The following is a 13,196-nucleotide window of genomic DNA, read 5'->3' as shown; positions in this document are numbered from 1 at the left end:
TCAATTGGCTGCTTTTTGTATGCGCTGCGGCAGGCGGTCCGCCGCGTGCCTGTCATGCTTCCGGGAATGTGATAAGAAGTTTGCCGTCATGGCGGATGACTTCGGCTGCGGAATCCTCGAACAGATATGGGGAATCTGCGGCATCCTGCCTTTTCACAGGCTCGTACTCATTTTTCACGGCAATCACCGGGAATGTGACCGGGATGGAACGCCCGTTGACGATCGTTTTCACAGAACAGAGCAGCAGCAGCTCCTTCTCGGAAGCCCCGAAAAACAGGGAGCCTGCGATACGGCGGTTCTTCCCCTGCCGGAACGGGACATGCTGCAGCAGTGAAATGACGAGCAGCAGGAAATCGCTGACCGGTTCAGCGGACAGCTTGCCGCAGCCGGCCTCCGTGAAATACTGATTGAGGGCATTCCGTACATCCTTGAACGTGAAAAGGAGCTCGATTTTCTCTTTTGGGCCGCCAGAGCCGAGCCGGCTGACAATATCAGCTGCATTCTTGAAATAGTCTGCAACAGTTCCGGACTGCGTATCCCGCCCTGCAGTCAGTTCATGCAGCGCACAGAGCACGGGGCTGCCGCTTTGACCGGCTGCCAGTGACAGGAAGCCGAGTACGTCGGTCTCCACGAGCGTCCTGCCGGTAAACTGCTCGAAATATCGTGTATTCATCTGTTGTAATTTACGGTCCATATCGATTCTCCTTGTATCCAATGTTCTTGGAGAATTGTACCACAGACGCCGGTCATCCGGCTCCCGGGCCGGTTCGTTTTCTTTCGGCTCTGTAACATGTACAATAAGCGTAAGAGATGTGCACTGATGCATATCGGAAATGAAAGGGGAAATCGAACATGAATGCTTACGAAGAATATATGCGCGGAATCGTCCAGCCGATGCGCCAGGAACTGACGGCGAGCGGGTTCACGGAATTGATGACAGCAGAGGACGTGGAGCAGGCAATGGTCAGTCATAAAGGCACAGCGCTCGTCGTCGTCAACTCCGTCTGCGGCTGTGCGGCTGGCCTTGCCCGCCCGGCAGTCCGGGAAGCTGTGGAAATGACTGAACAGAAACCCGATCAGCTGTACACCGTGTTTGCGGGACAGGACAAGGATGCGACAGCAAAAATGCGCACCTATTTCGATGAAGTGCCGCCGAGCTCACCATCGATCGCCGTGATAAAAGACGGCGAACTTGCGTATTTCATCCCCCGGGAACAGATCGAAGGGTACGATATGGAACAGGTCCGTGACCATCTGGCGGGTGCTCTCCGGCAAGTCGCCGTGTCGTGAGCCTCAGGAAAGTCATCACGACAGCCGGCCGTCCTGACAGCACGACCGAATCTCGTGCGCTCGCTGCGCAGCAGGAACTCGGTTATCCCGTCATACGCAGGAACAAGCGGTCCGTCAGTCGTCTCATGGACGAATACGGAGCGGATATCCTGGTCGCCGGGAAGGAACGGTATGAACTGTTCCGTACCGGCCATGCAGACGACCCGTTCTTCTTCCATCCGGATACGGCGGTTTTCCGTCTGAAACGGCTGCTGCACGGGGAGACCGATCCCCTTGTCGAAGCAGCCGGTCTGACGGCTGGATCCCGTTTTCTCGACTGCACGCTCGGTCTCGCGACGGACAGCATTGTGGCTTCGTTCGCAGTCGGACCTTCCGGGCGTGCAGCCGGCACGGAAGCGGACCCGGATGTCGCGTTCATCACCCGGCAGGGGCTGCGTCAGTTTCCGGCTTCCTTCAATGAATTGAAACTCGCCATGGAGCGGATCGAAGTGGTCCAGCAGGAATCGCTCGGCTATTTACGCACATTGGACACAGCTTCGTTCGACGTCGTCTATCTCGACCCGATGTTTTCTGCGGCGATCGAAGAATCTTCGAATTTCGCGCCGCTCCGTCACGCGGGAGCAGGGGGCGGGCTGACGGGGGAGTGGGTGGCTGAAGCCGCACGGGTGGCAGCATCGCGTGTGGTCCTGAAGGGGCATTACACCGATCCGTCTTTTGAGGAATACGGCTTCACCCGCATCCGCCGGCCAAACACAAAGTTCCATTTCGGCTATATCGAAACATGAAAACGCCCGCCGGATTCAAGCGAATCCGGCGGGCGTCCTTGCGTATTAGTGCGTGAAGTTAAGTGAACTTAAGTACAAAACGAAAATCAGCATGCCGATGCCGGCGAGCAGTTGAACATCCATCTGAGCAACCTCCTTAAAAAAACATACACGTTCCCTGTTAGTTATTGTACAATGAAAGCAGAAAAGAAGGAACCTTTTCGTTCCTTATTCGTACTGTTCAGAAAGCAATCGTTTTAAAATACATAAGTGCAGGTGATGGATGATGAAAAAATGGCTGCAGCAGCTGATGGTCATTTCAGTTGCCTTCGTAACGTTCGGAGTTATTTCACCGTCCCATGAAATATGGGCGGCCTTACAGCAGAAAGAGGATATCAAGGAAGCCGGGGAGGCGCAGCATGACACCCGGTATGGTGTGCAGTTCGACAGCCCGTTCCTGAGTGACCGTGCGGAACAGCCGCGGATTGCGACGGAGGAGGACCTGATCAGCGGGGCGCGCGATCTCGCATTCGTGAAATTCGGTTCCAAGATCGGGCCGGCAATCGGCAATGAGTTCGACGAAGTCATCTTCCCGCAGATCGAACAGGTCATCCGGGAGACGTACGGCGAACAGTTCCAGATGGACCGCAAGCTTGCGATCTCGGAACAGCCGTCCGGCGGCCATGCGGAAAAGATCTTCAACATCAAGGATGCCGAGACCGACAAGAATCTGCTCCTGTTCCACGTCCGTACGGAGAAACGTCCGCAAGACGGCTATTATTTCAATTTCCATTATCACGAGGCTGCAGACGATTACGAGACGCACTACGCACTCGGCGATGTCTACTGGTCCAAGAACACTCCGCCGAAGTGGCTGTCCTGAACAGCCGCCCCCGGCGGTTTTTTTAGTGGGCCTGCGAATTGTGGCAGCATCCTTGTTTTGTTATAGTTGTACTAGAGAGTTACAGGAGGGCTGCACATGAAACAATACTTGGATCTTTGCCGGCACGTTTTGGAAACCGGCACTCAAAAAGGGGACCGGACGGGGACCGGGACGCTCAGCGTCTTCGGTTATCAGATGCGGTACAATCTCCAGCAGGGCTTCCCGCTCCTGACTACGAAAAAGACGGCATTCCGGCTGATTGTCTCCGAACTGCTCTGGTTCCTGAAAGGCGATACGAACGTCAGGACACTTGTCGAAGAGAGAAACCCGATCTGGGATGAATGGGCATTCGAACAATGGGTGACGAGTACGGAATACAGCGGTCCAAATATGACGGATTTCGGCAGACGGGCCCCTGTCGACCCGGAATTCCGAACGGTCTATGAGCAGGAGATGGCAGCGTTCAAGGAACGGCTGCTTGCCGACGAGGAATTTGCTGAACGCTACGGAGATCTCGGTCCTGTGTATGGGCGGCAGTGGCGGAGCTTCGGCGCCTCTTCCGGACAGCAGCCGGTCGATCAGATCAAACAGCTCATCGACGGACTGAAGTCGAATCCCGATTCGAGACGCCATATCGTGACGGCATGGAACCCGGGCGAACTTGACGACATGGCGCTTCCGCCGTGTCACGTGCTGTTCCAGTTCTATGTCGCGGACGGAAAACTGTCCTGCCAGCTCTATCAGCGCAGTGCCGACATCTTCATCGGGGTGCCGTTCAACATCGCTTCGTATGCGCTCCTTGTCCATCTGATCGCACTGGAGACGGGACTGGAACCGGGCGAGTTTATCCATACGCTCGGCGATGCCCACATCTATTCCAATCATCTGGACCAAGTGAACGAGCAGCTGACCCGTGAACCGCGGCCGCTGCCGACAATGACAGTCGACATGGAGGGCAAATCCATTTTCGACCTTACCACTGCGGACATCCAGCTCGACAATTACAACCCGCATCCGAAAATAACAGCGCCGGTCGCTGTCTGAACAGGAGGGATCCATATGATTTCACTGCTGGTAGCACACGATGAAAACCGTGTCATCGGGGCGCATAACGCCATGCCATGGCACATACCGGAAGAGTTGAAATACTTTAAAGAGAAGACGATGGGCAAAGGGATCATCATGGGCCGGAAAACGTTCGAATCGATCGGCCGTCCGCTGAAAGGCAGGCTCAATATCATCCTGACCCGCAACCCGGAATACTCCGCTGAAGGGACGGTCGCTGTCAGTACGCTCGAAGAGGCGATCGCCCGCGCGGAAAGCTATGCGGATGAAGTGATGATCATCGGTGGTGCTCAAATTTTCGACATGGTGATGGCTTTCGCCGACCGTCTGTATGTAACGGTCATCCAGCACAGCTATGAAGGCGATACATTCTTCCCGGACTATTCGACAGGCTGGAAACTCCTTTCCGAATCGGCTGCCCATTATACCGAAGACGGCATTCCCTATGTTTACTGTATCTACGAACGGGAAACTGCAGCATAAGCAGCCAGTCTGCCTGGCTGCCTGAGTGAATAGAAAGAGACCGATTCGAAAGTCACTCGGACGTTCTGAATCAGTCTCTTTTCTTTCATAACATACTTACAGCATATTGTTCATAAATAGAACAAGACGCTGAAATACATCGAAGCGCTGCCTGCCAGCACGAACAGATGCCAGATCGCATGGTTGAACGGCAGTGAGCGCCAGGCGTAGACGAATGCTCCTGCCGTATAAAGAACTCCGCCTGTCACGAGCAGTGCCAGTCCCGGGGCGGAAAGGGCTCCGTACAGAGGTCTGATGCCGACGATGATGAGCCATCCCATGACGATGTACAAAATGAGGGACACGACTTCAAAGCGGTGGATGAACAAGATCTTGAACACGGTGCCGAAAACGGTGAGCCCCCACACGATGCCGAACAGCGTCCAGCCGAGTGCGCCTCCGATGCCGATCAGGACGAACGGCGTGTAGGTGCCGGCGATAAGGAAATAGATCGCTGAATGGTCGAAGATCGAAAAGAGCCGTTTATGCCGTTCAGACGAACTGTGAAGCAGGGTGCTCATGACGTAAAGCAGAAGCATCGAGCAGCCGAAGATGACATAGCTGACGAGTGCAAGCGGACTCTCCTGGCGAATCCCTTTCAGTACCAGCAGCACGAGCGCTGGTATGGAAAGGACAATACCAATAGCGTGCGTGATGGCATTCCACCGTTCTTCAGCAGTCGTTTTGTAATCGACAGCGCTGGGCATGTGCAGTAAGCCTCCTTTTCGTTTATTATACTAAAATAGAAACTTAGTTTCCACTGACAGAGGAGAGATTGGCAATGAGCAAAATCAAAATCGTGACGGATTCGACCTCCGATTTGACTGAAGAAGAAATCGCGGAGTACGGCATCCGGGTCGTTCCGTTATCAATCCATATCGACGGTAACATATACCTCGACAAAGTGGATATCGGGCCGGAGGAGTTCATCGGCAAGATGGAAGCGGCCGGGGAGCTCCCGAAAAGTTCCCAGCCTTCTGCCGGCGTCCTGGCACAAGTGTACGATGAACTTGGGGCGGATGGCAGTGAAGTGCTGTCGATCCATATGACAGGCGGGATGAGCGGTACGGTCAAATCTGCTGAGGCGGCCGCCGAAATGACTACCACACAGGTGACGGTGGTGGATTCCCGTTATATCTCCCACGCCCTCGCTTTCCAGGTAATCGAAGCGGCCAAGATGGCGCAGCTCGGAAAGACGATGCAGGAGATCGTTCAGCATTTGAATGAGGTGCGTAAGAAGACGATGCTATACGTCGTCGTCGACAAACTGGATAACCTGGTCAAAGGCGGGCGGATCGGGAAAGGGAAAGCGATCATCGGTTCACTGCTCAACATAAAACCGATCGCTTCGCTGCAGGACGGTGTGTATACGCCGGTAGGGAAGGCGCGAAGCCATAAGCAGGTCGCCATGCAGCTGTTCGCTTCCTTCAAGGAAGATACTGCGGGCAAGCTCGTGAAAGGCGTCGGCATTTCGCATGCCAACGGGCTTGCGATGGCTGAACCGCTGAAACGGCTCATCGAAGATAGCGGTATCACCGATATCCGTTTCTCATTCACTTCACCGGTCATCAGTACGCATACCGGCAACGGGGCGATCGGATTCATGTACTATACCGAGTGACAGATAAAAATGATGACGGCCGAAAAGTCCGCATAATTCATATGAAATGGGGAAAAGGAGAATGAGAAGAAGAGCGTGGATCATTTTTCTCGCCTTCTCATTGGTGCTGACGGGGTGTGATCAAGTGTTCAGGAATAACGCAGAGCCGTTTGCCGATAGACGGGACGCCGAATATACGGAATGGTCCGTACCGAGCGACTTCCTGCCGAAGTCACTGCATGTCGTCGGACTCGGCGATTCCCTGACACAGGGAGTGGGGGACGAACTCAAAAAGGGCGGTTACTTCGAGCGGGTGGCGTCAGACCTGACCGAGTGGGAAGGCGTTTCGTTCGTGGAAACGGAGAACCTTGCAAAACGGGGCCGCCGCAGTGACCAGCTCTTGAAGCAGCTGGAGGAGAAACCGGTCCAGGCATCCGTCAAAGACGCCGATGTCATCTTCATGACAATCGGCGGCAATGACATCATGAAAATTGTGAAGGCCAATCTGTTTAAATTGAAGAAAAAACCGTTCTATACGGAACTCGATGGATACGGCGAACGGCTCGGCGTGATTTTCGGCACGATCCGTGCGCTCAATCCGGACGCCCCCATCATCATGTCGGGCCTCTATAATCCGATGCTTCTCGTCACCGATGAAGTCAAGGAGTTCGGGGACATTATCGATGATTGGAACGAAGTGATCGAATCGAGAGTCGAGATCGACGGCAACAGCTGTTTCGTTCCGGTGGCGGACCTGTTCGAAGAGAATGCGAACCTCGTGTATCATACGGATTTTTTCCATCCGAATGCTGCCGGCTATTCGCTGATGGAAGACAGGTACATGAGCGTACTGCAAGATTGGGGTTTGCCAAAACGTGTCCAGGGGGAAATGGACAGGTAGGAGATGATCGCTTGAATGGTTGGAAAATTGCATTCTTCACACTGTCAGGTGCTGTCGCAGCCGGTGTGGCCGGCGTGCTGTTCCTTGTAGGGTCTGCAGGGGAGTCGCAGCCGATCCCGGCAGCCGATCTGATCGGTCCGGGCGAAGCGAACGTCCTGACAGTGCGGACGACGAAAAAAGATTTTGAAGGAATCGCGAATACATATATCCGCGAAGCGATGAAAGGGGAAAAACTCCCCGTCCAGATGAAAGTCAAGGATGATGTGATCCTATACTCGGAACTGACAGTCTTTTCGTTCAGGCTGCCGGTCGTCATGCACTTCGACCCGATTGTCAGGAAAGATGGGAACCTGATCCTGAAACAGTCCTCTATGGAACTCGGCCAGCTGAATATCCCGCCGTCCACCGTCCTGAAAGTGCTGAGGGATTCGGTGAAGCTTCCGAGCTGGATGATCGTGAGGCCGAAAGAAGAGGAACTGTTCATCGACCTGTCGAAGGTTCCTGTTGCGAAAGACGTCTCCGTTCGTGCCAAGACGTTCAATCTGGAGAAAGACGAGATTTTGCTCGAAGTGTCCATTCTGAAAAAATGAGGAGAGGGTTCCGATGATCCAATACGCAACGTTTGCAGGAGGCTGTTTCTGGTGCATGGTGAAACCGTTCCACAAATATGACGGCGTCCATTCCGTCGTATCCGGCTATACAGGAGGCGACATCCCGAATCCGACCTATGAGATGGTCTGTTCCGAAACGACCGGGCACAGGGAAGCCGTGCAGATCGAATTCGACGATGAGGTCATCTCCTACCCGGAGCTTCTTGCCATCTTCTGGCGCCAGATCGATCCGACGGACAGCGGCGGCCAGTTCTTCGACAGAGGGGAATCCTACAAGACTGCGATCTACTATCATACCCCTGACCAGCACGTAGATGCTGAACAGTCCAAGCGCGAGCTGGAATCGTCGGGCAAATTCGGGAAGCCGATCGCGACGGAAATCCTTCCGGCGAAACCGTTTTATTTGGCAGAAGAGGGCCATCAGGATTACTATAAGAAAAACCCGGGACATTACAAACGCTATTCAGTCGGCTCCGGCCGCGAGCGTTTCAAATCAGAGAATTGGAGTGAGCAGTCATGAAAGAGGACTTGAAGAACCGGCTGACAGAGATTCAGTATCATGTGACGCAGGAACAGGGTACGGAACCCCCATTCCGGAACGAGTTCGACAGCCATTTCGAAGACGGCATCTATGTAGATGTCGTATCAGGCGAGCCGCTGTTCAGTTCACAGGACAAGTATGACGCAGGCTGCGGCTGGCCGAGCTTCACGAAGCCGCTCGAAAAAGAAGAAGTGACAGAGCACTTCGACACAACGCACGGCATGCGCAGAACCGAAGTGCGGAGCAAGACAGCGGATTCCCATCTCGGCCATGTCTTCCCGGACGGACCCGGGGAAGCGGGGACACGGTACTGCATCAACTCCGCAGCACTCCGTTTCGTCCCGCTTGCCAAGTTCGATGAGGAAGGCCTCGGCGCCTACAAATCCCGCTTCAACCAAAACTAACGGAAGGGGGTCCGCGGATGGACCGCTCTTTTTATCAGTTCGCACTCTCATTCAGGGGTGGAGATAAGCATGACCTCAATTCCGTATTTGCTGAAAGTATGTTCCGCGACCACAGCTTCCCGAAGAGTGAACGCTCTTTCGACGCGCTGTCGCGGTATATCGAAGAAAAAGCGGATCCGGAAATGCCGTCCGCCCTCTTTGACGAGCTATATCGGCAATACGAAGAACGATTCTTCTAAGGACGCGGCGCACCGTTGCAAAGCGTCCTGTTTAATTGTATGATGGGGAAAGAAAATTAAAAAGAGGTGCATGGACAAATGAGTATACATATCAATGCAAAAAAAGGCGATGTCGCCGACACGATCCTTCTTCCGGGAGACCCGCTCCGCGCGAAGTACATTGCTGAGACATTCCTGGAAGACGTCGTTCAATATAACGAAGTCCGCAACATGTTCGGCTACACAGGGACTTACAAAGGAAAACGCATCTCCGTCCAGGGGACAGGCATGGGCGTCCCTTCCATTTCGATTTACACAACTGAACTTATGCAGGAATTCGGAGTGAAGAAATTGATCCGTGTCGGTACGTGCGGTGCTATCCAGAAGGACGTCAAAGTCCGGGATGTCATCCTGGCTCAGAGTGCGACAACCAACTCGCCGATCAACCGCACCTTCTTCAACGGAGTCGACTACGCGCCGACTGCCAACTTCGATCTGCTGCTGAAAGCGTACAATGCCGGGAAGGAAAAAGGACTCCACTTGCAAGTGGGGAACGTCTTCACGGAAGACTTCTTCTACAACGAGCACGCAGAGCACGAAAAGCTTGCATCGTACGGTGTGCTTGCCGTCGAAATGGAAACGGCAGCCCTCTACACGCTGGCAGCCAAGTTCGGCTGTGAGGCACTTTCCATCTTGACCGTGAGCGACCACATCCTCACAGGTGAAGCGACTACTTCCGAAGAACGCCAGACGACATTCAACGAGATGATCGAAGTGGCATTGGAAGCCGCTATCCAGGAGTAATAACAGGTAAGGGCCGCAAGCCAGTCAGCGGCCCTTTTTCGGCTATCCGGGCAATATGAAGAAGAAAGTGGGATCGCACATGGACGAAAACGAACAGCAGGGACAGAACCGCGAGCCTGAACCGGAACGCGCGCCTTCCCATACCCGATACTTCAAGATCAAACCGTTTTCCTTCGTCATGCTGATTTTCACGTTAGTCATTTTAACAGCGGGTATCACGTTTTTTGCGCTGACATTCGGTGACGACAAAGTAGTGGAAGTGGTCAGTCCTCAGAAGACGGATCGGGCCGAATTCCAGAAACTTTACGATGCATACGACGAAATCAAGAAAAACTACTATGAAGATATCGATGACAAGAAAGTTCTCGACGGCGCCATCAACGGGATGGTTGATGCACTCGATGATCCATATTCGGATTATCTGAACAAGGAAGAAACCGATCACCTGATGGAAAACATCTCTTCCAGTTTCCAGGGGATCGGTGCAGAAATCCAGGAAGCGGACGGCTACATCAAAATCGTCTCGCCGATCAAGAACTCACCTGCTGAGAAGGAAGGCCTCCTGCCGAATGACCTGATCACGGCAGTCGACGGAAAAAGCATTCAGGGGATGTCTTCATCGGAAGCAGTCCTGCTGATCCGCGGGGAAAAAGGCACAACTGTCACCCTGACCATCAAGCGCGGGGAAAAAGCGGAGCCGTTCGAAGTGAAAGTGACCCGTGACGATATTCCGATCGAAACGGTCTACGCAGAGATGCTGGACGGCAACATCGCCCATATCCGCCTCACCACTTTCTCTGAGCATACGTACGACGAATTGCTGACGGCGATCGATGATATGGAAGCGAAGGGCATGAAAGGACTCGTCCTAGATGTCCGTCAAGATCCAGGCGGTGTCCTGGACGGTGCGCTCAAAATTTCCGATCTGTTCGTCGACAAAGGCAAAACGATCGTGCAGACACAGGAACGCGGCAAGAAGGCGGTTCTCTACCCTGCATCCGATGGGCGGAAAGTGAAGGTTCCGACAGTCCTGCTCATCGATGACGGCAGTGCCTCGGCTTCTGAAATCCTCGCCGGAGCATTGAAGGAATCGGCCGGTATCCCTCTCGTCGGGACAAAATCATTCGGTAAGGGGACCGTCCAGTCTCCGACCGACATGAGAGACGGCTCGAACTTGAAAATCACGACAGCGAAGTGGCTGACACCTGATGGCAATTGGATCCACAAAAAAGGGATCGAACCGGATGTGAAAGTCGACTATCCGTCATACGCCATGCTGCCGTTCCTGGATCCTTCCGAGGAACTGAAAGCGGGCAGCACCTCCGCGAATACGGAGCCTGCCAAAGAGATGCTGAAAGCGGTCGGCTATGACCCGGGCAAAATCGATGGTACGTATGATGATCAGACAGCTGACGCAGTGAAGAAGCTGCAGGCGGACTTGAAGCTCGAAGAAACCGGTGTGCTCACTGGGGACACGGCAATCGGGCTCATGAACAAACTGAAAGATAAGATCGAGAAGGAAGATCCTCAGCTGCTGAAAGCGAAAGAAACAGTTGAACAGAAAATCAGCAAATAATACCAGGAAGCGTCCGATCCGTCTGGATTGGGCGCTTTCTTGTCTGGAAAGGAACGATGACGATGATCGACGTCTATTTATACAGCGGCTTTTTAGGGAGCGGGAAAACGTCCCTGCTTCTGCATTCATTGAAACAGCTGAAGGAATCAGGCAGGAGACCGGCAGTACTCATGAACGAATTCGGGGAGGTGCCAGTCGATTCCGATTCAGTCGCGCAATCAGGCGATGTCCCGCTGAAGGAATTGCTGAATGGCTGCATCTGCTGTACGGGTTCCGAGAATACCGAAGCACAGCTGCAGGCACTTCTGGAAGACTACGAGGACATCGATGTGCTGCTGATCGAAACGACAGGGGCTGCGCATCCTGTCGAAGCACTCGACGCCGTCCACTCCCCGCTGTTCGCAGACCGGCTCAGGGTCCGGGGAATCGTCACTGTCGCTGATGCGCTTCGTTGGAAACACCGTCACGAGCTATCTCCGCGCATGCTCGCACTGTACATGGAACAGATACGGCACGCGCATCTGATTGCGCTCAACAAGACAGACCTCGTGAGCGAATCGGAGCTTGCGGTCATTTCGATGGAAATGGCATCTTTCAATCCCGGCGCACCAATCGTCCAGACGGTCCAGGGGAAACTCGATTTTCCGTTCATTGAAAAAGTGCTGTCTCAGGAGAGAACCAGCCGCCAGCCGGTCATTTCGGGCAGACACCTGCCGATTTCAACGAAAGTCATTACGTTCGCTGAACCGGTCACGCAAGTACAAGTGGAGCAGTGGGTGAAGAGGATGCCCGATACGGTCTACCGCATGAAAGGATATATCCCGATCGAAGGGGTCAGACACCCGATGCTCTTCCAATATGCGTACGGGATGGTGAACTGGATGCCGGAATATATAGCTATGCCGGCACGGATTGTCATAATCGGCGAGGGTATCGATGCGATCTCGTTCGGCGGTGGGTAAATCGCTCTCAAACGGATGTCAACAGAAGATGCATGCCAATAATTCAGCAACCTGCCAAAGATATCCTTTGTTTTCCCGCCTCAGCCCCTCACCCGGAACCATGTTCTCTACAACTGGCGGGCGCGCCAATAATTTCCGGTTTTCGCGGAAACTCCTTCGTATATGATAGGTTCGAAGGGAGGCGTACAAGATGAAAAAATCGATTGCAGTCATCTTGCTCGGTTCGGCAGCAGTATTGCCGCACACCAGCCATGCAGAAGCAGCAACACTGAATTCCGTCCAGGTGAAAACGGACGTCCACGTCATTACAGCGGAGGCGGGATTCCAGCAGGCCGCCACACAGACACTGTTCAGCAAAGACTCAAACAAACTGGATCCATATGCGCTGTATCAGCAGCTCTGGAGTCACTATAAGAAGCACTACGAGCAGCATGCAGGGGAGAATCCGACTGTGAAGCCGGAACAGCCGTCCGTACCAGCTCCACAGCCGCAACAGCCATCGGCACCTGAAGCTGCACCGCAGCAGCCGGCTCCGGCTCCTCAGCCAGAGAAACCACAAGAGAAGCCACAAGAGAAACCTCAGCAGAAACCGGACACCAACCGTCCGTCAGCTCCTCAGGAAAAACCGGATCAGCAGGCCGATGCAGGACAAGTTTCCGCCAGCCAGATCGAAAAGGCAGTACTTGACCTGACTAATGCGGAACGGCAGAAAGCAGGATTGAAACCGCTCCAGATGGATGAGAAACTCATGGCGACTGCCCGTCAGAAATCAGCTGACATGGCATCGAAAAACTACTTCTCCCATACGAGTCCGACATACGGGTCACCGTTCGATCAGATGAAAGCGAACGGAATCACGTACAAGGCAGCAGCGGAAAACATTGCAATGGGACAGCGAAGTGCACAGGAAGTCGTCCAGGGATGGATGGATTCTCCGGGACACCGCCAGAATATCTTGACGCCTGGCTTTACCCATATCGGCATCGGTTATGATGCGAACGGCAACTACTGGACACAGCAGTTCATCCAGAAATAATCATAATAAATGAAACGTA

Annotated in this window: 17 protein-coding genes; 15 read left to right on the top strand and 2 right to left on the bottom strand. The window is 53.7% G+C overall.

Features of this window, described 5'->3' with window-relative positions; translation table 11 throughout:
• Positions 1-52: 52 nt before the first annotated feature.
• Positions 53-694: a hypothetical protein gene (locus NFU03_RS06195; protein ID WP_251637071.1), complete on the bottom strand. Its 642-nt coding sequence runs from the start codon at positions 692-694 to the stop codon at positions 53-55.
• 158 nt (positions 695-852) lie between these two features.
• Between NFU03_RS06195 and NFU03_RS06190 the strand changes: the two genes are divergently transcribed.
• The 5 genes from NFU03_RS06190 to NFU03_RS06170 all read left to right on the top strand — a co-directional run bounded on the left by NFU03_RS06190 (position 853) and on the right by NFU03_RS06170 (position 4,485).
• Positions 853-1,290 carry a BrxA/BrxB family bacilliredoxin gene (locus NFU03_RS06190; RefSeq protein WP_251637069.1) on the top strand — a complete coding sequence of 146 codons (438 nt, stop codon included), beginning with the start codon at positions 853-855 and terminating at the stop codon, positions 1,288-1,290.
• Positions 1,287-2,075: a class I SAM-dependent methyltransferase gene (locus tag NFU03_RS06185; protein ID WP_251637067.1), complete on the top strand. Its 789-nt coding sequence runs from the start codon at positions 1,287-1,289 to the stop codon at positions 2,073-2,075. Before NFU03_RS06190 ends, NFU03_RS06185 begins: the two co-directional genes overlap by 4 nt.
• A 265-nt stretch (positions 2,076-2,340) precedes the next feature.
• Entirely contained in the window at positions 2,341-2,937 is a 597-nt protein-coding gene (locus NFU03_RS06180) for a YpjP family protein (RefSeq protein WP_251637065.1), read from the top strand.
• Between the two features lie 96 nt (positions 2,938-3,033).
• Positions 3,034-3,981, top strand: a complete 948-nt coding sequence (locus NFU03_RS06175; protein WP_251637063.1) for a thymidylate synthase — start codon at positions 3,034-3,036, stop codon at positions 3,979-3,981.
• A 15-nt stretch (positions 3,982-3,996) separates the two neighbouring features.
• Entirely contained in the window at positions 3,997-4,485 is a 489-nt protein-coding gene (locus tag NFU03_RS06170; RefSeq protein ID WP_251637061.1) for a dihydrofolate reductase, read from the top strand.
• Between the two features lie 110 nt (positions 4,486-4,595).
• Here NFU03_RS06170 and trhA read toward each other — a convergent pair whose 3' ends face one another.
• A complete protein-coding gene (trhA, locus tag NFU03_RS06165) occupies positions 4,596-5,231 on the bottom strand; it encodes a PAQR family membrane homeostasis protein TrhA (RefSeq protein ID WP_251637059.1) in 636 nt (211 codons plus the stop codon).
• 74 nt (positions 5,232-5,305) lie between these two features.
• Between trhA and NFU03_RS06160 the strand changes: the two genes are divergently transcribed.
• From NFU03_RS06160 to NFU03_RS06115, 10 genes are all read left to right on the top strand, one after another.
• Positions 5,306-6,145 (top strand): DegV family protein, encoded by an 840-nt coding sequence (locus NFU03_RS06160; protein ID WP_251637058.1) that lies wholly within the window; start codon positions 5,306-5,308, stop codon positions 6,143-6,145.
• A 61-nt stretch (positions 6,146-6,206) separates the two neighbouring features.
• A complete protein-coding gene (locus NFU03_RS06155) occupies positions 6,207-7,025 on the top strand; it encodes an SGNH/GDSL hydrolase family protein (RefSeq protein ID WP_251637056.1) in 819 nt (272 codons plus the stop codon).
• Positions 7,026-7,036: 11 nt separating this feature from the next.
• Positions 7,037-7,615 carry a YpmS family protein gene (locus tag NFU03_RS06150; RefSeq protein WP_251637053.1) on the top strand — a complete coding sequence of 193 codons (579 nt, stop codon included), beginning with the start codon at positions 7,037-7,039 and terminating at the stop codon, positions 7,613-7,615.
• 13 nt (positions 7,616-7,628) lie between these two features.
• The gene (gene msrA, locus NFU03_RS06145) at positions 7,629-8,156 is read left to right on the top strand and encodes a peptide-methionine (S)-S-oxide reductase MsrA (protein WP_251637051.1); all 528 of its coding nucleotides are present in this window, start codon (positions 7,629-7,631) and stop codon (positions 8,154-8,156) included.
• Entirely contained in the window at positions 8,153-8,581 is a 429-nt protein-coding gene (gene msrB / locus NFU03_RS06140) for a peptide-methionine (R)-S-oxide reductase MsrB (protein WP_251637049.1), read from the top strand. The genes msrA and msrB overlap by 4 nt, the downstream gene beginning before the upstream one ends.
• 17 nt (positions 8,582-8,598) lie before the next feature.
• Positions 8,599-8,820, top strand: coding sequence for a YozE family protein (locus NFU03_RS06135; protein WP_251637047.1), 222 nt, complete (start codon positions 8,599-8,601; stop codon positions 8,818-8,820).
• A 78-nt stretch (positions 8,821-8,898) separates the two neighbouring features.
• Entirely contained in the window at positions 8,899-9,603 is a 705-nt protein-coding gene (gene deoD, locus NFU03_RS06130; protein ID WP_251637045.1) for a purine-nucleoside phosphorylase, read from the top strand.
• Between the two features lie 79 nt (positions 9,604-9,682).
• Positions 9,683-11,179 (top strand): lmo1851 family serine protease, encoded by a 1,497-nt coding sequence (locus NFU03_RS06125; RefSeq protein WP_251637043.1) that lies wholly within the window; start codon positions 9,683-9,685, stop codon positions 11,177-11,179.
• Between the two features lie 62 nt (positions 11,180-11,241).
• On the top strand, positions 11,242-12,141 hold the full coding sequence (locus NFU03_RS06120) for a CobW family GTP-binding protein (protein WP_251637456.1): 900 nt from the start codon (positions 11,242-11,244) through the stop codon (positions 12,139-12,141).
• Positions 12,142-12,331: 190 nt separating this feature from the next.
• The gene (locus NFU03_RS06115) at positions 12,332-13,177 is read left to right on the top strand and encodes a CAP domain-containing protein (protein ID WP_251637040.1); all 846 of its coding nucleotides are present in this window, start codon (positions 12,332-12,334) and stop codon (positions 13,175-13,177) included.
• The last annotated feature ends 19 nt before the right edge of the window (positions 13,178-13,196 follow it).

The sequence above is a fragment of the Sporosarcina sp. NCCP-2716 genome, from assembly GCF_023707985.1.
In the GTDB taxonomy this organism is placed as follows: domain Bacteria; phylum Bacillota; class Bacilli; order Bacillales_A; family Planococcaceae; genus Sporosarcina.
The sequence above is the reverse complement of the archived record's forward strand: the minus strand, read 5'-3'. Positions and strand labels throughout refer to the sequence as shown.

Excerpts from the sequence above, each read along its gene's own strand:
- trhA (WP_251637059.1), bottom strand. The coding sequence starts at position 5,231 with ATGCCCAGCGCTGTCGATTACAAAACGACTGCTGAAGAACGGTGGAAT.
- msrB (WP_251637049.1), top strand. The coding sequence starts at position 8,153 with ATGAAAGAGGACTTGAAGAACCGGCTGACAGAGATTCAGTATCATGTG.
- NFU03_RS06155 (WP_251637056.1), top strand. The coding sequence starts at position 6,207 with ATGAGAAGAAGAGCGTGGATCATTTTTCTCGCCTTCTCATTGGTGCTG.
- NFU03_RS06190 (WP_251637069.1), top strand. The coding sequence starts at position 853 with ATGAATGCTTACGAAGAATATATGCGCGGAATCGTCCAGCCGATGCGC.
- msrA (WP_251637051.1), top strand. The coding sequence starts at position 7,629 with ATGATCCAATACGCAACGTTTGCAGGAGGCTGTTTCTGGTGCATGGTG.
- NFU03_RS06170 (WP_251637061.1), top strand. The coding sequence starts at position 3,997 with ATGATTTCACTGCTGGTAGCACACGATGAAAACCGTGTCATCGGGGCG.
- NFU03_RS06125 (WP_251637043.1), top strand. The coding sequence starts at position 9,683 with ATGGACGAAAACGAACAGCAGGGACAGAACCGCGAGCCTGAACCGGAA.
- NFU03_RS06135 (WP_251637047.1), top strand. The coding sequence starts at position 8,599 with ATGGACCGCTCTTTTTATCAGTTCGCACTCTCATTCAGGGGTGGAGAT.
- NFU03_RS06115 (WP_251637040.1), top strand. The coding sequence starts at position 12,332 with ATGAAAAAATCGATTGCAGTCATCTTGCTCGGTTCGGCAGCAGTATTG.
- deoD (WP_251637045.1), top strand. The coding sequence starts at position 8,899 with ATGAGTATACATATCAATGCAAAAAAAGGCGATGTCGCCGACACGATC.
- NFU03_RS06195 (WP_251637071.1), bottom strand. The coding sequence starts at position 694 with ATGGACCGTAAATTACAACAGATGAATACACGATATTTCGAGCAGTTT.
- NFU03_RS06120 (WP_251637456.1), top strand. The coding sequence starts at position 11,242 with ATGATCGACGTCTATTTATACAGCGGCTTTTTAGGGAGCGGGAAAACG.
- NFU03_RS06175 (WP_251637063.1), top strand. The coding sequence starts at position 3,034 with ATGAAACAATACTTGGATCTTTGCCGGCACGTTTTGGAAACCGGCACT.
- NFU03_RS06180 (WP_251637065.1), top strand. The coding sequence starts at position 2,341 with ATGAAAAAATGGCTGCAGCAGCTGATGGTCATTTCAGTTGCCTTCGTA.
- NFU03_RS06160 (WP_251637058.1), top strand. The coding sequence starts at position 5,306 with ATGAGCAAAATCAAAATCGTGACGGATTCGACCTCCGATTTGACTGAA.